The organism is Enterobacter sp. RHBSTW-00318 (genome assembly GCF_014101375.1).
Classification (GTDB): Bacteria; Pseudomonadota; Gammaproteobacteria; order Enterobacterales; family Enterobacteriaceae; genus Enterobacter; species Enterobacter ludwigii.
The window spans coordinates 2,203,809-2,220,091 of sequence record NZ_JABXQH010000001.1 but is presented as its reverse complement, the minus strand read 5'-3'; the positions used below and the strand labels follow the sequence as shown (position 1 = coordinate 2,220,091).

15 protein-coding genes are annotated in these 16,283 nt (G+C 55.4%); 10 read left to right on the top strand and 5 right to left on the bottom strand.

Annotated elements, in window-relative coordinates; genetic code table 11:
* The first annotated feature begins 10 nt into the window (after window positions 1-10).
* The 6 genes from yjjG (at window position 11) to HV157_RS11035 (ending at window position 5,533) form a co-directional block, all read left to right on the top strand.
* Window positions 11-688, top strand: a complete 678-nt coding sequence (gene yjjG, locus HV157_RS11060) for a pyrimidine 5'-nucleotidase (RefSeq protein ID WP_014168519.1) — start codon at window positions 11-13, stop codon at window positions 686-688.
* Between the two features lie 91 nt (window positions 689-779).
* Window positions 780-2,369 (top strand): peptide chain release factor 3, encoded by a 1,590-nt coding sequence (prfC, locus tag HV157_RS11055; protein ID WP_014168520.1) that lies wholly within the window; start codon window positions 780-782, stop codon window positions 2,367-2,369.
* A 303-nt stretch (window positions 2,370-2,672) separates the two neighbouring features.
* The gene (gene osmY, locus HV157_RS11050; protein ID WP_020885287.1) at window positions 2,673-3,290 is read left to right on the top strand and encodes a molecular chaperone OsmY; all 618 of its coding nucleotides are present in this window, start codon (window positions 2,673-2,675) and stop codon (window positions 3,288-3,290) included.
* Window positions 3,291-3,419: 129 nt separating this feature from the next.
* The gene (locus HV157_RS11045) at window positions 3,420-3,581 is read left to right on the top strand and encodes a DUF1328 domain-containing protein (protein WP_003856556.1); all 162 of its coding nucleotides are present in this window, start codon (window positions 3,420-3,422) and stop codon (window positions 3,579-3,581) included.
* A gap of 120 nt (window positions 3,582-3,701) precedes the next feature.
* Window positions 3,702-4,754 carry a patatin family protein gene (locus HV157_RS11040; RefSeq protein ID WP_182268186.1) on the top strand — a complete coding sequence of 351 codons (1,053 nt, stop codon included), beginning with the start codon at window positions 3,702-3,704 and terminating at the stop codon, window positions 4,752-4,754.
* Complete coding sequence (locus tag HV157_RS11035) at window positions 4,751-5,533, top strand: TatD family hydrolase (RefSeq protein WP_182268187.1); 783 nt, start codon at window positions 4,751-4,753, stop codon at window positions 5,531-5,533. The genes HV157_RS11040 and HV157_RS11035 overlap by 4 nt, the downstream gene beginning before the upstream one ends.
* Here HV157_RS11035 and HV157_RS11030 read toward each other — a convergent pair.
* Complete coding sequence (locus HV157_RS11030; protein ID WP_044866206.1) at window positions 5,528-6,388, bottom strand: YjjW family glycine radical enzyme activase; 861 nt, start codon at window positions 6,386-6,388, stop codon at window positions 5,528-5,530. The genes HV157_RS11035 and HV157_RS11030 overlap by 6 nt on opposite strands.
* Window positions 6,363-7,910, bottom strand: coding sequence for a YjjI family glycine radical enzyme (locus HV157_RS11025; RefSeq protein WP_182268188.1), 1,548 nt, complete (start codon window positions 7,908-7,910; stop codon window positions 6,363-6,365). The genes HV157_RS11030 and HV157_RS11025 overlap by 26 nt, the downstream gene beginning before the upstream one ends.
* Before the next feature lie 261 nt (window positions 7,911-8,171).
* Between HV157_RS11025 and deoC the strand changes: the two genes are divergently transcribed.
* The 4 genes from deoC (at window position 8,172) to deoD (ending at window position 12,434) form a co-directional block, all read left to right on the top strand.
* Window positions 8,172-8,951, top strand: a complete 780-nt coding sequence (gene deoC, locus HV157_RS11020) for a deoxyribose-phosphate aldolase (protein WP_020885282.1) — start codon at window positions 8,172-8,174, stop codon at window positions 8,949-8,951.
* A gap of 56 nt (window positions 8,952-9,007) precedes the next feature.
* Window positions 9,008-10,330 (top strand): thymidine phosphorylase, encoded by a 1,323-nt coding sequence (gene deoA, locus HV157_RS11015; RefSeq protein ID WP_020885281.1) that lies wholly within the window; start codon window positions 9,008-9,010, stop codon window positions 10,328-10,330.
* Between the two features lie 53 nt (window positions 10,331-10,383).
* Window positions 10,384-11,607, top strand: a complete 1,224-nt coding sequence (deoB, locus tag HV157_RS11010; protein ID WP_020885280.1) for a phosphopentomutase — start codon at window positions 10,384-10,386, stop codon at window positions 11,605-11,607.
* Between the two features lie 104 nt (window positions 11,608-11,711).
* A complete protein-coding gene (deoD, locus tag HV157_RS11005; RefSeq protein WP_013095492.1) occupies window positions 11,712-12,434 on the top strand; it encodes a purine-nucleoside phosphorylase in 723 nt (240 codons plus the stop codon).
* 46 nt (window positions 12,435-12,480) lie between these two features.
* On the opposite strand, the gene HV157_RS11000 is transcribed toward deoD, so the two are convergent.
* The 3 genes from HV157_RS11000 to HV157_RS10990 all read right to left on the bottom strand — a co-directional run bounded on the left by HV157_RS11000 (window position 12,481) and on the right by HV157_RS10990 (window position 16,280).
* Window positions 12,481-13,182, bottom strand: coding sequence for a DUF1120 domain-containing protein (locus HV157_RS11000; protein WP_040018575.1), 702 nt, complete (start codon window positions 13,180-13,182; stop codon window positions 12,481-12,483).
* Window positions 13,183-13,299: 117 nt separating this feature from the next.
* Window positions 13,300-13,869 carry a hypothetical protein gene (locus HV157_RS10995; RefSeq protein ID WP_127350138.1) on the bottom strand — a complete coding sequence of 190 codons (570 nt, stop codon included), beginning with the start codon at window positions 13,867-13,869 and terminating at the stop codon, window positions 13,300-13,302.
* Window positions 13,866-16,280: a fimbrial biogenesis usher protein gene (locus HV157_RS10990; RefSeq protein ID WP_182268189.1), complete on the bottom strand. Its 2,415-nt coding sequence runs from the start codon at window positions 16,278-16,280 to the stop codon at window positions 13,866-13,868. The genes HV157_RS10995 and HV157_RS10990 overlap by 4 nt, the downstream gene beginning before the upstream one ends.
* Window positions 16,281-16,283 lie beyond the last annotated feature (3 nt).

The following is a 16,283-nucleotide window of genomic DNA, read 5'->3' as shown; positions in this document are numbered from 1 at the left end:
GGTTGTAACGATGAAATGGGACTGGATTTTCTTTGATGCCGACGAAACGCTGTTTACGTTTGACTCGTTTGGCGGCCTACAGCGGATGTTTCTCGATTATAGCGTTACCTTCACCGCTGAAGACTTTCAGGACTATCAGGCGGTAAACAAACCGCTGTGGGTGGATTACCAGAACGGTGCCATCACCGCGTTACAGCTGCAGCACCAGCGCTTTGATGTCTGGGCCGAGCGGTTAAACGTCAGCCCGGGTGCGCTTAACGATGCCTTCCTTAATGCTATGGCGGATATCTGCGCGCCGTTGCCGGGCGCGGTTTCCCTGCTGGACGCCCTGAAAGGCAAGGCGAAGCTGGGCATTATTACCAACGGGTTTACCGCCCTGCAGCAGATCCGCCTTGAGCGTACGGGCCTGCGCGATCATTTTGACGCGCTGGTGATCTCTGAAGAGGTGGGCGTACCTAAGCCGGATCCGCGTATTTTTGATTATGCGCTGGAACAAGCGGGCAATCCCGATCGTGAACGTGTGCTGATGGTCGGGGACACCGCGGAGTCGGATATTCGTGGCGGGATGAACGCCGGCCTGTCGACCGTCTGGCTGAATGCACACGGTCGCACGTTGCCGGAAGGTATCCAGCCGACCTGGACCGTCACGTCATTGAACGAACTGGAGCAGCTCCTGTGTAAACAATGATTGCCTGCCCCCCATTGATGGGTAAAATAGCCGCATTTTTCGTATCCCATGATGCGCGGCCTGACGCCGCGCTTATATAGAAGATTTCATTATGACGTTGTCTCCTTATCTGCAAGAGGTGGCCAGGCGCCGTACTTTTGCCATTATCTCTCACCCGGATGCCGGTAAAACGACCATCACCGAGAAGGTGTTACTGTTCGGACAGGCGATTCAGACTGCGGGTACCGTAAAAGGCCGTGGTTCCAACCAGCATGCAAAATCTGACTGGATGGAGATGGAAAAGCAGCGTGGTATTTCCATTACCACCTCCGTGATGCAGTTCCCGTATCATGATTGCCTGGTCAACCTGCTGGATACCCCAGGGCACGAAGACTTCTCGGAAGATACCTACCGTACGCTGACGGCGGTGGACTGCTGTCTGATGGTCATCGACGCCGCGAAAGGGGTAGAAGATCGTACCCGTAAGCTGATGGAAGTTACCCGTCTGCGCGATACGCCGATCCTCACCTTTATGAACAAACTCGACCGTGACATCCGCGACCCGATGGAGCTGATGGATGAAGTGGAAAACGAGCTGAAAATTGCCTGCGCGCCTATCACCTGGCCCATTGGCTGCGGCAAGCTGTTCAAGGGTGTCTATCACCTTTATAAAGACGAAACCTATCTTTACCAGACCGGTAAAGGCCATACCATTCAGGAAGTCCGTATCGTAAAAGGTCTGGATAACCCGGAGCTGGATGCGGCTGTGGGTGAAGAGCTGGCCGCGCAGCTGCGTGACGAGCTGGAGCTGGTTCAAGGTGCATCTCACGAATTCGACAGAGAGCTGTTCCTGAGCGGTGAAATCACCCCGGTCTTCTTTGGTACCGCGCTGGGTAACTTCGGCGTTGACCATATGCTTGACGGCCTGGTGGAGTGGGCGCCACAACCGATGTCACGTAAAACTGACACCCGTGAAGTGGAAGCGAAAGAAGAGAAGTTCACCGGTTTCGTCTTTAAAATTCAGGCTAACATGGACCCGAAACACCGTGACCGCGTCGCCTTTATGCGCGTGGTGTCCGGTAAGTATGAAAAGGGCATGAAGCTGCGTCAGGTACGTATCGGTAAAGATGTGGTGATCTCCGACGCGCTGACCTTTATGGCGGGCGACCGTTCGCACGTTGAAGAAGCCTATCCGGGCGACATCATCGGTCTGCACAACCACGGTACGATTCAGATCGGCGATACCTTCACCCAGGGTGAAATGATGAAGTTCACCGGTATTCCGAACTTCGCACCGGAACTGTTCCGTCGTATTCGCCTGCGCGATCCGCTGAAGCAGAAACAGCTGCTGAAAGGGCTGGTTCAGCTTTCCGAAGAGGGCGCTGTCCAGGTGTTCCGCCCTATCGCTAACAACGATCTGATCGTGGGCGCTGTCGGTGTGCTGCAGTTCGACGTGGTCGTTGCGCGTCTGAAGAGTGAGTACAACGTGGAAGCGATCTATGAATCGGTTAACGTGGCGACCGCGCGCTGGGTAGAGTGTTCTGACGTGAAGAAATTCGAAGAATTTAAACGTAAGAACGAAGTGCAGCTGGCACTGGATGGCGGTGATAACCTGACGTATATCGCTCCAACCATGGTCAATCTTAACCTGACGCAGGAACGTTATCCTGATGTCCAGTTCCGCAAAACGCGCGAACACTGATCCCCTCTCAGAGCACGGCAATCGCCGTGCTCTTCTTTATTTCCTGTCTTATTAATCTCTTGCGGAATGTTCTTAATTCAACATTATTTCGCGTCTTTTGCTCGTTTTTTACCCAAATCTGAAAGCGGCACTGTGAGAGTGATCTATATTTAACTCAGTGTTTAACACCGGGCGTGGATGAATTAACTGTTCAATGCATGACTTTGGGTTCTCCATTTTGCCCGTGTGTTCATTCGCAATATATAAAACTAGCAATTAGGGAAGTATGTCGCCCGAATGACGGGTATACACAGGAATACATCGATGAATATGACAAGACTGAAGATTTCTAAAACTCTGCTGGCTGTGACACTGGGTAGCATCCTGGTAAGTGGTTCTGCTCTGGCTGAAACCAGCACTATGGATAAAGCCCAGTCCACCGCCGATACCGCAGGGCAAAAAATCGATAGCTCTATGAATAAAGTCGGTAATTTCATGGATGACAGCTCAATCACAGCAAAAGTGAAAGCCGCACTGGTGGATGATGAAGCTATCAAGAGCACCGATATTTCCGTTAAAACTGACAAGAAAGTTGTCACCCTGAGTGGTTTTGTAGAAAGCCAGGCCCAGGCCGAACAGGCGGTAAAAGTGGCGAAGGGTGTTGAAGGTGTAGCGTCCGTGAGCGACAAACTGCACGTTCGGGACAGCAAAAACGCGTCGGTGAAAGGGTATGCCGGAGATGCAGCCACCACCAGCGAAATCAAAGCTAAACTTTTAGCAGATGACATCGTGCCATCTCGTAAAGTGAAAGTGGAAACCACCGATGGCGTGGTTCAGCTTTCCGGTACGGTCGATTCTCAGGCGCAAAGTGAGCGCGCCGAGTCCATCGCGAAAGCGATCGATGGTGTTAAAAGCGTTAAAAACGATCTGAAAACGAAGTAAATCTGCACCATTCGCCCGTCTGGCTAACGTCAGCGGGCGAAATAAAAATGACTCTGGAAAATCGCCGGTGAGTGACCTGAGCGCGCTCACATTTAGCGGCCGACATTAACTATGGTAAAGGAGAAGCTTATGTTTCGTTGGGGCATTATATTTCTGGTTATCGCGTTAATTGCCGCCGCATTGGGCTTTGGTGGTCTGGCAGGTACAGCGGCATGGGCAGCAAAAATTGTCTTTGTCGTGGGTATTATTCTGTTCCTGGTCAGCCTGTTTACGGGTCGTCGACGTCCGTAGCAAACGCAATATTCCTTCAACAAAAAAAAGCCAGTCCTCGTGACTGGCTTTTTCTTGTTTCAGTCGCTGGTCGGGTGCGCTACTGTGTCATAACAGAAAAATGAAAACAGGAAAGCAGAGGTGGGGCAACGAATTCCCGTTACGCTCGGCAATATTGCGCCGCTGGCGTTAAAGCCGTTTCGCGCAGGCCCGCTTGCGCTGGTGTGTGAAGGTGGCGGACAGCGCGGCATTTTTACGGCCGGTGTGCTGGACGAGTTTATGCGCGCGCAATTCAACCCGTTTGACCTGTACTTCGGGACCTCTGCCGGGGCGCAAAACCTCTCTGCTTATGTCTGTAACCAGCCCGGCTACGCGCGAAAAGTGATCATGCGCTACACCACGGCGAAAGAATTTTTCAACCCGGTGCGCTTTGTGCGTGGCGGGAACCTGATTGACCTTGACTGGCTGCTGGATTCGACCTCAAGCCAGATGCCGCTGGCAATGGATACGGCGGCGCGCCTGTTCGACAGCGGAAAAGAGTTCTGGATGTGCGCCAGCCGTGGTGATGACTACACGCCGGGCTATTTCTCTCCTCAAAAAGAGAACTGGCTGGATATCATTCGCGCCTCCAGCGCCATTCCCGGTTTCTATCGTTCCGGCGCACTGCTGGACGGCATCAGCTATCTGGATGGCGGCATCAGTGACGCTGTGCCGGTACAGGAAGCTGCGCGACGCGGGGCAAACACCATTGTGGTGATCCGCACCGTCCCGTCGCAAATGTACTATACCCCGCAATGGTTTAAACGCATGGAGCGCTGGTTAGGCGACAGCAGCCTGCAACATCTGGTCAATATCGCGAAGCAGCATGAAACGACCTACGGCGCCATGCAGCGCTTTATTGAAAAACCGCCGGGTAAGCTGCGTATATTTGAAATTTACCCGCCTAAACCGCTGGTCAGCATGGCGCTGGGCAGCCGCATTCCTGCGCTGCGTACCGATTACAAAACGGGGCGCCTGTGCGGGCGTTACTTCCTGGCGACAATAGGCAAACTGCTGGCTGATCAACCGCCTATACATCGTCATAAAGCCATTATTACCCCACCGGCGGTGGTGGCGAATGATGCGCTGGCGATGCCGCTGGTGGATGCTCCGCAGGCGAATGACGCATTGTTAGATAATGAGGGTCTGGCGTGACGTACCGGTTTATCGATACCCACTGTCATTTTGATTTTCCACCGTTTACGGGGGATGAAGAGCAAAGCATCACGCGAGCTGCACATGCCGGCGTAGAGGCGATAATTGTGCCGGCGGTTGAAGCGGCATACTTTGAGCGGGTAGTGGATCTTTCAAGGCGGCACCAGGCGCTGTACGCCGCGCTCGGCCTGCATCCCATTGTGATTGAACACCATCTTGATGAGCATATCGACGCGCTGGACGCCATTGTGCAGACGGCTGGCGACAAACTTGTCGCCATCGGTGAGATCGGCCTCGATCTCTATCGCGACGATCCGCAGTTTGCGCGCCAGCAGACGATCCTTGATGCGCAGCTGCGGCTGGCGAAGCGCCACGATCTGCCGGTGATCCTTCACTCCCGTCGAACCCATGACAAACTGGCAATGCATCTGAAGCGTATCGATCTTCCGCGAAGGGGCGTTGTGCACGGTTTTTCAGGGAGCCTGCAGCAGGCGCAGCGCTTTATTGCGCTGGGCTATAAAATTGGCGTCGGGGGTACCATCACCTATCCACGCGCCAGTAAAACCCGCGATGTGATGGCGCAGCTGCCGCTCGAAGCATTATTACTGGAAACCGACGCACCGGATATGCCGCTCAACGGTTTTCAGGGGCAGCCAAATCGCCCGGAGCAGGCCGCTCGGGTCTTTGACACGCTTTATGAGCTGCGCGAGGAGCCGGAAGAGGTGATTGCGCATGCCCTGCTGGAGAATACCCGCGCGGTATTTGGTATTACGTTATAGATAAAGCGCCGGTCGGATCACCACGATTTGCTGTTGTTCCAGCGCCCGCGCCAGCGGCTCAATATCTTCGGGCGTGGCGCTGCGCCAGGACGCCGCTTCACCGTAAACGCCGTGAGCATGAAAGGCGTTAATGCGTACCGGGACATTGCCCAACGCGTGGATAAACGCCGTCAGCGCTTTGAGATGCTCCAGATAATCACACTGCTCCGGGATCACCAGTAATCGCAGTTCCGCCAGCCGCTGGTGGTGTGCCAGCCAGCGGATACTGTGCTTAATCTGCGGATTTTCGCGTCCGGTCAGGAAGCGATGGTGTTCGTTCCCCCAGGCCTTCAAATCCACCATTGCCCCGTCGAATACCGGCAGCAGTTTTTGCCAGCCGGTTTCCCCTAACAGACCGTTGCTGTCCACCAGGCACGTCAGGTGTTGCAGGGCGGGATCGGCTTTGATCGCCGTGAAGAGCGCCACCAGGAACGGTAGCTGCGTTGTCGCTTCACCGCCGCTCACGGTAATGCCTTCAATAAAGGGTGCGGATTTAGAGAGCTGAATGAGGATCTCGTCGACGCTAAAACGGTGTGCCATTGGCGTTGCCTGCTGCTGGCACAACTGCAGGCAGGTATCACACTGCTGACACTGACTCTCCTGCCACCAGACCCGCCCGGCCTGTATGTTCAGCGCATCGTGTGGGCAATGGGGTACGCAGTCGCCACAGTCGTTGCAGCGTCCGATGGTCCACGGATTGTGGCAGGTTTTGCAGCGCAGGTTGCAGCCCTGGAGAAACAGAGCCAGGCGGCTGCCCGGCCCGTCCACGCAGGAGAAGGGGATCACCTGACTAACTAAAGCGCATCTGCTGTTCATGGCTTATCACGCGTGGCTGGCGCTCCAGGATGCGGGTATGTCGGGCGGCTTCTTCTCCAAGCCAGGTGGTGTTAGTGCGTGACCCTGCTTCACGGTATTTCTCCAGGTCGGACAACCGGACCATATATCCGGTCACGCGTACCAGATCGTTACCGGCCACGTTGGCGGTGAACTCCCGCATTCCGGCGTTGAACGCACCCAGACACAGTTGCACCACGGCCTGCGGGTTGCGTTTGACCGTCTCGTCCAGCGTCAGGATGTCGCTAATCCCGGCGTGATAGTGCTTGTGGTGTGGCGCCACGCTCAGCAGGTGGCTAATCGGGTCCGGCTCCTCCCCGTAAGGCAACCGCGCGCCCGGCGTCGTACCGATATCAGAGCTTATTCCGGACTGGGCATGCAGCATCGCACGCTTTTTCCAGCCGTATTTCACCGGCGTGTTTTCAACAAACGCCGCGAGCTGCTCGCTGATGCGATACCCCAGCGCGTTGGCCTGGTCGTCTTTACCGTAACGGCCCGGGGAACCCGCTTTCTCACACAGCACGTTCACCGCTTCGGCCAGGCCGTACATGCCGAACATCGGCACAAAGCGGTCGGGATCAATCAGTCCCTCTTTGACGAGGAAGCTATTCTCAAAGAAGCCGGATTTTTGATACAGGAACTCGCAGCGGGCATTGATGACGGCCAGTTGCTGCTGGCAGTAGTGGGGCAACGTACGGCTAAAAAAGTCTTCGGGCGAGTCGCTATGTTCGGCAATGGCCTTCAGGTTCAGGCGCACCAGCGTGCTGCCGCCGCCTGCCAGCGGCAGGGAGTTGTAACAACTCACGATGCCATAACGGCCTTTTGTGAAAATTTTATCATTCACCGGGCCGTTAGAAATATGGGGTTTGCTGCATTCACAGAGGTTTTCGGCCACCCTGAGCAGCAGCGAGTCTGGCGTGATATCGGGATCATAAATAAAGGTCAGATTCGGTGCGACCTGCTTCAGCTCTGCATCAGCGCGTAAAATCGCGCGGGTAACGGGCGTGTCCGCCGGACCAATATTGGCATGCATAAACGCATCCGGAAGCGTTCTGTCGAGATAGCGCCAGAAACGTTTTATTCGGCTATCGATTTCTTCTTGTGTTAGAATATTAACATACGGTTGCAGTAATGCATCAAGATGACCGAGGAAGACCGGCATCGATGTGACAGAAGGAACATGGTGGTACAGGATGGTCAGCAGTGAGAGCGCGTCATCCAGATCCTTTGCCCCTTCCAGTTCCAGCCATGCCGAGCCGTTGGCGAGGAATCTGGCGTAATCAGGCAGAACATAGCGCGGTTTATAAGGCGCATGGCCTTCGAACATGTCGCAGATAAATCCCTCTTCCAGCGCGGTGCGAGCGGCCTGAGGCAGCGCGGGGTAGGGAAGATGGTTCTCCGCTTCCAGCGCCAGAAAATGACGTTTTTGCTCGGGGGTCAATACCGGGCTTGTCACAATTTGCTGGCAACGTTGTTGCAGTGCGTGAGGGCTGGCGTGGGACATATTCGCTTCCTTTATGGTTCTGCGGATGATGACCGAATTGTAGGAAGTCATCCCGGGGGGACTTTTGATCCCACACCGGGTATCGCTGCTTTAATCAGCAGCGACAGCAGTAAAATTTGAAGTTCATCTCATTACAGTAATGCAAATTTGTACGCAGTTTTCATTAACTGTGATGAATGTCGAAGTGTAAGTGCGGCTGAATGTTAGAATAGTCACAGACCGCAAGGTGAAATTTATACGGCGATGCCGTTGGAGAATGTTATGACCGATTTAACTGCAAGCAGCCTGCGCGCGTTGAAACTGATGGACCTGACCACCCTGAATGATGACGACACCAATGAGAAAGTCATCGCCCTGTGCCATCAGGCGAAAACGCCCGTCGGGAACACTGCAGCCGTCTGTATCTACCCGCGCTTTATCCCCATTGCCCGTAAGACGCTGAAAGAGCAGGGCACGCCGGATGTACGCATTGCAACCGTGACTAACTTCCCGCACGGCAATGACGACATCGAGATTGCGCTGGCTGAAACCCGCGCGGCCATCGCGTACGGTGCTGACGAAGTGGACGTGGTATTCCCGTACCGTGCGCTGATCGCCGGTAACGAGCAGGTTGGTTTTGACCTGGTGAAAGCGTGTAAAGACGCTTGTGCTGCGGCAAACGTGCTGCTGAAAGTGATCATCGAAACCGGTGAGCTGAAAGAAGAAGCGCTGATCCGTAAAGCGTCTGAAATCTCCATCAACGCGGGTGCGGATTTCATCAAAACCTCTACCGGTAAAGTGCCGGTGAACGCAACGCCGGAAAGCGCGCGCATCATGATGGAAGTGATCCGTGATATGGGCGTGGAAAAAACCGTAGGCTTCAAACCTGCGGGCGGCGTGCGCACGGCTGAAGATGCGCAGCAGTTCCTGGCGATTGCCGACGAACTGTTCGGCCCGGCGTGGGCGGATTCCCGTCACTATCGCTTTGGTGCATCCAGCCTGCTGGCGAGCCTGCTGAAAGCGCTGGGTCACGGCGACGGTAAGAGCGCAAGCAGCTACTGATTTTTATCCTGCGGCGGGCCATCCGCCGCATTTAACCTGTTTTCTCGGGGGTTACCGTGTTTCTCGCACAAGAAATTATTCGTAAAAAACGTGATGGTCATGCATTAAGCGACGAAGAGATCCGCTTCTTTATCAATGGCATTCGTGATAACACCATCTCTGAAGGGCAGATTGCTGCTCTGGCGATGACCATTTTCTTCCACGATATGTCGATGCCTGAGCGTGTATCGCTGACCATGGCGATGCGAGATTCAGGAACCGTTCTGGACTGGAAAAGCCTGAACCTCAACGGCCCGATTGTGGATAAACACTCAACCGGCGGTGTAGGTGACGTGACGTCATTGATGCTGGGCCCAATGGTGGCGGCCTGTGGGGGTTATATCCCCATGATCTCCGGGCGTGGCCTGGGACATACCGGCGGTACGCTCGACAAACTGGAAGCCATCCCGGGCTTCGATATCTTCCCGGATGACAATCGCTTCCGCGACATTATTAAAGACGTTGGTGTGGCGATTATCGGCCAGACCAGCTCTCTTGCTCCTGCCGACAAGCGCTTCTACGCGACCCGCGATATCACCGCGACCGTTGACTCTATTCCCCTGATTACCGCCTCTATCCTCGCCAAGAAACTGGCGGAAGGCCTGGATGCGCTGGTCATGGATGTGAAAGTGGGCAGCGGCGCATTTATGCCGACCTATGAACTTTCCGCGGCGCTGGCAGAAGCCATTGTGGGCGTCTCCAACGGAGCGGGCGTGCGTACTACCGCCCTGCTGACGGACATGAACCAGGTGCTGGCGTCCAGCGCAGGCAACGCCGTGGAAGTGCGTGAAGCCGTGCAGTTCCTCACCGGTGAATACCGGAACCCGCGTCTGCTCGATGTCACCATGGCCCTGTGCGTGGAGATGCTGATCTCCGGCAAGCTCGCCAGCGATGATGCCGACGCACGCGCCAAACTTCAGGCGGTGCTGGATAACGGCAAAGCGGCAGAGATCTTCGGCCGCATGGTAGCGGCGCAGAAAGGCCCGACCGACTTCGTTGAACACTACGCGAAATACCTGCCAACGGCGACGCTCAGCAAAGCGGTCTACGCCGATACCGAAGGCTTTGTCTCGGCGATGGATACGCGCGCGCTCGGCATGGCGGTCGTGTCGATGGGCGGCGGTCGTCGTCAGGCCTCGGACACCATTGATTACAGCGTCGGCTTTACCGATATGGCGCGTCTGGGTGACAGCGTCGATGGTCAACGTCCGCTGGCCGTGATCCACGCGAAAGATGAAGCCAGCTGGCAGGAAGCGGCGAAGGCGGTGAAAGCGGCCATTACGCTTGATGATAAAGCACCGCAAAGCACACCGACTGTCTATCGCCGTATCACCGAATAGCGGTATACTGATCTGATCGATAATTTTTGAAGCACTACGTACGGAGAACAATTATGAAACGTGCATTTATTATGGTGCTGGACTCATTCGGCATCGGCGCAACCGAAGATGCAGAACGTTTTGGTGACGTGGGTTCCGATACCATGGGTCACATCGCTGAAGCCTGTGCGAAAGGCGAAGCGGACAACGGTCGTAAAGGCCCTCTGACTCTGCCAAACCTGACCCGTCTGGGTCTGGTGAAAGCCCATGAAGGTTCTACCGGTAAAATTGCAGCCGGTATGGACGGCAATGCGGAAGTGGTAGGCGCGTACGCCTGGGCGCACGAGCTCTCTTCCGGTAAAGATACCCCGTCTGGCCACTGGGAAATCGCCGGCGTGCCGGTTCTCTTCGACTGGGGTTACTTCTCCGATCACGAGAACAGCTTCCCGCAGGAGCTGCTGGACAAGCTGGTTAAGCGTGCCAATCTGCCGGGCTACCTCGGTAACTGCCACTCTTCCGGTACCGTGATTCTGGACGAACTCGGTGAAGAGCACATGAAAACCGGCAAGCCGATTTTCTACACCTCTGCCGACTCCGTGTTCCAGATTGCCTGCCACGAAGAGACCTTTGGCCTGGATAAGCTTTACGAGCTGTGCGAAATCGCACGTGAAGAGCTGACCGAAGGCGGCTATAACATCGGTCGCGTGATTGCACGTCCGTTTATCGGTGATAAAGCGGGTAACTTCCAGCGCACCGGTAACCGTCATGACCTGGCCGTTGAACCACCGGCACCGACCGTACTGCAGAAGCTGGTTGACGAGAAAGACGGCCACGTAGTGTCCGTGGGGAAAATTGCAGACATCTATGCCAACTGCGGTATCACCAAAAAAGTGAAAGCCACTGGTCTGGATGCGCTGTTTGACGCCACCATCAAAGAGATGAAAGAAGCGGGTGACAAGACTATCGTCTTCACCAACTTCGTGGACTTCGACTCCTCCTGGGGCCACCGTCGTGACGTGGCCGGTTATGCCGCGGGACTGGAACTGTTTGACCGCCGTCTGCCGGAGCTGATGGAGCTGGTGGGGGAAGATGACATTCTGATCCTGACCGCCGACCACGGCTGCGACCCAACCTGGACCGGTACCGATCACACGCGCGAGCACATTCCTGTGCTGGTGTACGGCCCGAAAGTGAAACCTGGCTCACTGGGCCACCGTGAAACCTTCGCCGATATCGGTCAGACTATTGCGAAATACTTTGGTACGTCCGACATGGAATATGGCAAGGCCATGTTCTAAACACATCCGGGCGTATCCCCTCTCCCTCCGGGAGAGGGAGAACACCATGCAGGCCGGGCAGGCGCCGCCGCCACCCGGCAAAAACACGATAAAAGGAACTGAAGATGGCAACTCCTCACATTAATGCCGAAATGGGTGATTTCGCTGACGTCGTATTGATGCCGGGCGACCCGCTGCGCGCGAAGCACATTGCAGAAACTTTCCTCGAAGACGTGCGTGAAGTGAACAACGTTCGCGGCATGCTGGGCTTCACCGGTACGTACAAAGGCCGCAAAATCTCCGTGATGGGTCACGGTATGGGTATCCCATCCTGCTCCATCTACACCAAAGAGCTGATCACCGATTTCGGCGTGAAGAAAATCATTCGCGTAGGCTCCTGCGGTGCAGTACGTATGGACGTTAAGCTGCGTGATGTGGTTATCGGCATGGGCGCGTGCACGGACTCTAAAGTTAACCGTATGCGTTTCAAAGACCACGACTTTGCCGCCATCGCTGACTTCGGCATGGTGCGTAACGCGGTTGACGCCGCAAAAGCGCTGGGCGTAGACGCACGCGTGGGTAACCTGTTCTCTGCTGACCTGTTCTATGCACCAGACGGCGGCGAGATGTTCGACGTGATGGAAAAGTACGGCATCCTGGGTGTGGAAATGGAAGCGGCTGGGATCTACGGTGTTGCGGCTGAGTTTGGCGCGAAAGCACTGACCATCTGCACCGTGTCTGACCATATCCGTACGCACGAGCAGACGACCGCTGCTGAGCGTCAGACCACCTTCAACGACATGATCAAAATCGCGCTGGAATCCGTTCTGCTGGGCGACAAAGAGTAATGTTGTACTGCCGGGCGGCGTTCGCTGCCCGGCATGCTCTTCCCGGTTACAAATACACCACGCTGATGGTCGCCTGACCGTCAAACTCCGTATCTTCCGTTAAAGACAGATTCTTCAGATTCTCGACCGCCAGCGACACGTTCAGCGGGAAAGAGACGCTGGTGACCGCCATCGGGTCGTTTTTGCCCGCCGGTGCAACGCTCATCAGACCCAAATCTTTATTGGCGATGGTACCACCGTTGGCTTTCTGCCAGCGGCTCACGCCCGCTCCCGCGGTCACGGCCGTACGGATAGGCTCAGCGTTATTGCCGTTCGCCGTCACATCGCCTGGCGTGGTGTAAATGGAGTACGCGCCGATGTTTTTACCATCGTGCGTTTTGCCCAGCCCAAAGGTGCTCATCGCACCGCGAAGCTCACCGCCGTTAGCATTGGCGTTTTTCACCTTCAGGTTACTGCTGCCCGTGCTGGCGTTGGAATCGGTACGGTTATCCGCAATGCTCCAGCCCACCTTTGTTGGCGTTGGGCAGTTGATCGTCAGCATCACCCCTTTTTCGCCCAGCTGCGTAGCCTGGGTTTGCGACAAATCGCCAATATGAATCCTGCCAAAATCGATCACGCCATTATTGCTCAGCTCCGGTACACACGAGGCACCAGCAAGCGAGGCTTTGACTTTCAGCACGGCGGTATCGCCCGCGTGTGCGGATGTGGCCGCCAGGGCCAGCGCGACAACGAGTAAACATTTTTTCATTGTTAATCCTTAACATAAATAAAAAGCATGACATTGCGGGGTATTAACCCGTCAGTATTTGTAACGGTAGTGCTTTTCTACGCTTCACGCAGGCAGGTACCTGACGCGTGAATGGGGTTATTCCTGTGTTAATAATTCCCAGGCCATATTGCTCTCAAGAAGGGTATTGTCAGCAACATGACGAAGCTGGCTGTTATTAATGACGGGAACAATCTTAAGGGTGAAGCTCATGTGTTTACCCCGCACCGGCGCGGCATTTTGCCGGGCAACGAGACCTTCATTATTTTTGATAAACGCGCGTTGCGTCGGGCTGGAGGAGGGCGTAAAACCGATACGGTCCGTCGTTTTCGCCAGCGTGCAGGCATGCCCGTCAACTACCATATTGTCGGCAATAATGGCCAGTCGCCCGTCCTGACCAAAGAGAACCCCCCCGTTGACGCCGGCAGTGGACTGCAGAAACAGCGCCATCACTCTCGGCTCCGGGCAGAAGACGTTGGCCGTAATTTCTTTGGCCGGCATTCGGTTCCAGTTCTTCTGCGAGGCGGCGATATCCGACGGTTTGAGTTTTCCAAACGAGACAACAGGCTGCGAAAACGTAACCTGACACTCTTCACTGGACGCGCGTGCGGAGAAGAGCAAAATCATGCTGGCAAACGCCGCGAATAAAAGGGAATAACAGGTTTTCACTGGCACATTCCTTCTGCTTTTTCGTAATAGGACTCGGTATTTTTGTCTTCGCTGAGCGAATACGTGATATGGCAAATTTTTGCCATGTTGTCGTCCACCACATACAGGGCGGGCGCATCCGTGGCGTCGGGAATAAACACGCTGCCGTTATCCATTACGCTGACGATATAACGGCTGTCTTTATCCACCACGCTAAGCCCTCTGGCGAGCCATGACCCGTCAGGGCGTTTCACGGTCAGCATTAGACGACGCGTGTTCAGCACGTGGAAATCCACTTGGGCGAATGAGCCGTAAGCTGCGGAAACGGTCTGTATCCCGTTCGATAAATCCATTCCCTGTGGCAGGGAACTGGCATCAATGACAATCTGAGAGGTTTGCCACTCGCGCAGACCCGGCACCACGGCTTGTCCCCACGCATCGGTCCAGACGGTTCCATCGGGCGTGGTGATTTGAATACCGCTTTCCGGCTCGCTTAATCGCGCAATGCCAAAGGTGTCTTTAATCGGGTAGGGTGCAAACGTAATGCCATGACCATGCAGGGCGATGCCGCCGCTGAGGGAGGTGCTGTAATTATGCTGGTTCCCGTCATTCAACCCTGCGGCCATGCCCAGCTGTGCGTAGTGCAGGTTGGTGCTGACATTGCCGTTAAACGACTGGGTCTTGTCCTGATTATCGCGATCGACCGAGAGGTTGTAATTGGTGTTCTGACCCCACGATCCGCTGTCCTGAATACCGAGGTTTTGTTTTTCACCCTGGCTGCGCATATAGGTACTGATGCGCTCAGTGCCAAACGGAATGACCAGATTAAGATAGAGCAGGTCGCCATCACTTGTGCCGCCCTTCTCCGTCTCACTGCTGCTGAGGGCGTGCTGCCAGTTCACTGAGAGCGACGTGTGCCCCAGACTCTTGCCCCAGGAGACCATCAGGTAGCGGGAGCTACTGCTCTCTTCATCGCCGGCATTCTCGCTGTACTGGAAAGAAAGCGAGCCAACCCATGCATTGTTCCAGTTGAGGCTGGTATTCCAGGCGCTTTGATAGCGCTGGGATTCAGCGTCCATCGCCTCGTTTAACTCCCGGTAGCCGGTGCTGTAGGTTGATGCGCTGACCCCAAGCGTGAGTTGCTCGGGCAGGGAAAGGTGACTTTGCAATTCTATCTTGCGGCCATTTTGTTGACCGTAGAACTGCGCGCGGCTCATCTGAACGCTGGGAGAAAGGAGCCAGTACTCGGCTGGCGACCATTCCAGCATCGCCCCGACCGCCTGATACTGCTCTGCCAGCACGCCCGCCGTGACGCCGGTGAGCTGGGGCGTAAACCGGGTTCCGTCAGAAAAATTAAATACCCAGGGCGACCCTTGTTCATCCCCGGTATCGCGAACTTTACCCAAAGAGACGCTGAGCCCTTCGGTGCGCGTCATCCCGCTCACGTTCAGTGAGGAGGAGGGAACCGTAAACGTCGTGGTGGAACCGTCGGTTTCGACCACGCTGATGTCCAAATCCACGTTGCCACGCACCACCGGGACATCGGTCAGAGTAAACGGACCGGCATTCACCAGCGAAGAGTAGATAACCTGCCCGGACTGACGAACGTCAACGCGCGCCTGGTTGGTGCGGGCGATGCCGGAAATGGTCGTCGCCGGAATATTCGGTTGCAGGCCCGTTTCCGGCAGGAACTGAACGCCATTAATTTGTGCGCCACTGAACAGCGCCGAGTTGACGTTAATCTGCCCCGCCTGAATGCGAAGTTTCCGTTCTTCGAAGACGTGTTCCGCGTAGGTATAGAGATTCTCTGTGCTGCGGGTTCCGTTATCGTCGGTCAGGATAAAGTTGCTGCGCAGTGTCCAGTTCGCCACGTTGAGACCGGCGCCAATATTGCCCTGGGAAAAGGTACTGTTTCCGCCGCTGCCGTACTCGTTGTAGTTGCTGAACGCACTGTAATTGATAAGACCCGCCGCACCGCCGTGCGCGTAGTATTTCGCGGCATAAAAACCATTGTCCATCGCCTCTGCGGGAACATAAATCTCAAGCGACTCCGCGTTGGGCAGCAGCGTGACGGTGGCAGTCGGGTAATCTTGCAGAAGATTATGGCAGGGCTCTTTTGCATTGATATTCAGCGGAAGAAGACCTGCCGCACGGGTAAAGTCATCATCCAGACACAGTTGCCCTTCCTCTCCCACGCGGATCGCAAGCGTGCCTTTATCGACGCCGTTAATTTTTACCTGCACGGCATGCGGCCCCGGCAGGTATCGCTGGGCCTGGGAGAAGTAGTGGGCGAGGTTGGTGCTGATACCGCGGGTCGCCAGAATATCGGTATTAAAATCCATACCGGCCGCCGATACCGACTGGGCGGGCAACGTCAAAGCCCCCAGTATGGCGGCGCGAAGCGTCTGATTACGCAAAGAGAACTCAATCACCAA

What these genes read in the sequence shown, in the direction of transcription:
- yjjG (WP_014168519.1), top strand. Translation starts at nt 11, where the DNA reads ATGAAATGGGACTGGATTTTCTTTGATGCCGACGAAACGCTGTTTACG.
- prfC (WP_014168520.1), top strand. Translation starts at nt 780, where the DNA reads ATGACGTTGTCTCCTTATCTGCAAGAGGTGGCCAGGCGCCGTACTTTT.
- osmY (WP_020885287.1), top strand. Translation starts at nt 2,673, where the DNA reads ATGAATATGACAAGACTGAAGATTTCTAAAACTCTGCTGGCTGTGACA.
- HV157_RS11045 (WP_003856556.1), top strand. Translation starts at nt 3,420, where the DNA reads ATGTTTCGTTGGGGCATTATATTTCTGGTTATCGCGTTAATTGCCGCC.
- HV157_RS11030 (WP_044866206.1), bottom strand. Translation starts at nt 6,388, where the DNA reads ATGAACAGCAGATGCGCTTTAGTTAGTCAGGTGATCCCCTTCTCCTGC.
- HV157_RS11025 (WP_182268188.1), bottom strand. Translation starts at nt 7,910, where the DNA reads ATGTCCCACGCCAGCCCTCACGCACTGCAACAACGTTGCCAGCAAATT.
- deoC (WP_020885282.1), top strand. Translation starts at nt 8,172, where the DNA reads ATGACCGATTTAACTGCAAGCAGCCTGCGCGCGTTGAAACTGATGGAC.
- deoB (WP_020885280.1), top strand. Translation starts at nt 10,384, where the DNA reads ATGAAACGTGCATTTATTATGGTGCTGGACTCATTCGGCATCGGCGCA.
- deoD (WP_013095492.1), top strand. Translation starts at nt 11,712, where the DNA reads ATGGCAACTCCTCACATTAATGCCGAAATGGGTGATTTCGCTGACGTC.
- HV157_RS11000 (WP_040018575.1), bottom strand. Translation starts at nt 13,182, where the DNA reads ATGAAAAAATGTTTACTCGTTGTCGCGCTGGCCCTGGCGGCCACATCC.